2 protein-coding genes are annotated in these 991 nt (G+C 32.9%); both read left to right on the top strand.

Annotation, left to right across the window (positions count from 1 at the left end; all coding sequences use genetic code 11):
• Nucleotides 1-216 precede the first annotated feature (216 nt).
• Nucleotides 217-582 (top strand): hypothetical protein, encoded by a 366-nt coding sequence (locus DWV53_RS15360; RefSeq protein WP_118155481.1) that lies wholly within the window; start codon nt 217-219, stop codon nt 580-582.
• Nucleotides 583-942, top strand: coding sequence for a hypothetical protein (locus DWV53_RS15355; protein WP_118155479.1), 360 nt, complete (start codon nt 583-585; stop codon nt 940-942).
• Nucleotides 943-991 lie beyond the last annotated feature (49 nt).

Genomic DNA, 991 nt, shown 5'->3' with positions numbered 1-991 from the left:
TTCCAGGGTGAGTTTAATGAATATATACCTTTCCGACACAAGCATATAGTGTTTTCATTTGTAAAATGATGTAATCCTAAGCAATAAACTTTATCAATCTTCGTTTTTTTATTATAACACCAAAATAAGAACATATGTATGTATCATCAAGACAAGGATATAAACCTCCTGTAAAATCAACAGGAAGAGGCAAAAAAATATTTATATTTTGCTTCTTTGAAGTATTGCAACGGTGCTGAGACCTTCTACACCTACGACCCACAGCGTGGCAAGGCTGGCGGACAGATGGCGCATACCAATACATACGGCACAGACACTGGTAAAAAATTCCAGCTTGCCAATGTCAAGGATGTAATTGGTGACTACGCCTCTTACGGTTCTGCCAATTACAAATTTGAATTGGATTCCAAGAATAATCTACATGTAACGGTTTATGATACTAAAACTGAGTATTCTTTTTTATATCATGCACCTAAAACAGATAGACATTCTAGAAAAGAGAACAAGTTCATGGGAGAAACAAAACAAACTTATCATTTTGTTGTAACCCTGCAGGAATTAAAACAAAGAGCAGAAAAATAAATGGATAAATATTTTTATTTGATATTGTTATATTTTTTTACAAGTTGTTCATCAACCAGTATAAAACTGGTTGATGACTACTATATATATTCTCCTGATGATTACTATACTACATACTATTTAAAATGTAAATTATCAAGTGATCAAGATCCTGTAATCGATAGCGTGCATGTTGTTTGTTGGAATGATTCAACCATTATAATTGGACGCGGAAGAGAAAAATATAATTGGTGGATTATTAAAGCCTCAAGTGAAAAATTGAAATGCTGTAATAATGATTCTGTAATTGGACCTGTTTCTGAGCATTTTGTAAAGGCTTATATGAGAAATGCAAAATTTAACAGGTTTGTTTTAAAGTAAAACTAGGATAAGAGGGTGTGTCATAAGTCCATGGCGCACCCTTTTCTTT

Source organism: Segatella copri (genome assembly GCF_003465495.1).
GTDB classification, from domain to species: Bacteria; Bacteroidota; Bacteroidia; order Bacteroidales; family Bacteroidaceae; genus Prevotella; species Prevotella copri_G.
The sequence above is the reverse complement of the archived record's forward strand: the minus strand, read 5'-3'. Positions and strand labels throughout refer to the sequence as shown.

Coding starts and splice junctions, on each gene's coding strand:
- DWV53_RS15355 (WP_118155479.1), top strand. CDS start 583: ATGGATAAATATTTTTATTTGATATTGTTATATTTTTTTACAAGTTGT.